This window comes from Anaeromyxobacter sp. SG66, from assembly GCF_022690805.1.
GTDB lineage: Bacteria > Myxococcota > Myxococcia > Myxococcales > Anaeromyxobacteraceae > Anaeromyxobacter > Anaeromyxobacter soli.
The window spans coordinates 1-1,439 of sequence record NZ_JALCZC010000226.1; the positions used below are offsets into that span (position 1 = coordinate 1).

The 1,439-nt window shown below is 77.1% G+C and carries 1 protein-coding gene; it reads left to right on the top strand.

Translation table 11 applies throughout. The annotated features are described in order from the left end of the window. Positions 1-1,439, top strand: a 1,439-nt coding sequence (locus MNZ39_RS24015; RefSeq protein ID WP_242341600.1) for a proton-conducting transporter membrane subunit, incomplete at both ends; no start/stop codon positions are given.

The window sequence follows — 1,439 nt, forward strand, 5'->3', positions numbered from 1 at the left end:
CGGGCTCGCCGCGGCCGCGCTGCGCGCGCGGCCGGCCGCGGGCCAGGCCCTCGCGTGCGCCGCGCTGTGCGCGGGGGCGGCCCTCGGCGTCGCGGCGGCGGGGACGGTGCTCCTCGGCGGGGAGCTCTCGGCGCCGGCGCTCGGGCTGCGCCTCGACGCGCTCTCGGCGATCTTCCTCTTGCCCATCTGCGCGGTCTCGGCGCTCGGGGCGGTGTACGGGCTCGGCTACTACCCGCAGGCCGAGCACGGCCCGCGCGCCGTGCGGCTGCAGCTCTTCTACGGGCTCGCCACGGGCGGGATGGTCCTCCTCGTCGTGGCGGGGCACGCCGTCGTGTTCCTCGTCGGCTGGGAGGTGATGGCGCTCTCCGGCTTCCTCCTCGTCCACACGGACCACGAGCGCGCGGAGGTGCAGCGCGCGGCGCTCGTGTACCTCGCGGCCACGCACGTCGGGACGCTCGCGCTCTTCGCGCTCTTCGCCCTCCTGCGGCAGGCGGCGGGGTCGTTCGACTTCGCGGCGATGCAGGGGCTGCCCGGTGCGGGCCGGCTCGCGGCGAGCGCCTTCGCGCTCGCGCTCCTCGGCTTCGGCGTGAAGGCCGGCCTCATGCCGCTCCACTTCTGGCTGCCGGGCGCGCACGCGGCGGCGCCGTCGCACGTCTCGGCGGTGATGTCCGGGGTGCTCATCAAGACCGGCATCTACGGGCTCCTGCGCGTGACGGGGCTCTTCGCCGCGCCGCCCGCGACGTGGGGGACGGCGCTCCTCCTGCTCGGCGGCGCCTCCGCCGTGCTGGGGGTCGCGTTCGCCCTCGCGCAGCACGATCTCAAGCGGCTCCTCGCGTACCACAGCGTCGAGAACATCGGGATCATCGCCCTCGGCACCGGGCTCGCGCTGCTCGGCCGGTCGCGCGGCGAGCCCGGCCTCGTGGTGCTCGGGCTCGGGGGCGCGACGCTCCACGTCGTGAACCACGCGCTGTTCAAGTCGCTCCTCTTCCTCGGCGCCGGCGCGGTCCAGCACGCGACGGGCACGCGCGAGCTCGACCTCCTCGGCGGGCTCGCGCGCCCGATGCGCGCGACCGCGGTGCTCTTCCTCGTCGGCGCGGCGGCGATCAGCGGGCTCCCGCCGCTCAACGGGTTCGTCTCGGAGTGGCTCGTCTACATGGGCTTCCTCTCCGCCCTGGAGCGCGGCGGGGGCGACCTCCTCGCCTTCGCGGCGCTGGGCGTGCCGGCGCTGGCGCTGGTCGGCGGGCTCGCCGCGGCGTGCTTCGTCAAGGTGGTGGGGGTGGTGTTCCTCGGCACCCCGCGCAGCGCGCACCCGCGCGCCGCGCACGAGGCGCCGCGGACGATGCTCGTGCCGATGGCGATCCTCGCCGCGGCCTGCGCCGCGATCGGCCTCGCCCCGGCCGCCGCGCTCCCGGCGCTGGTCCGCGCGGCGGCGGCCTGGT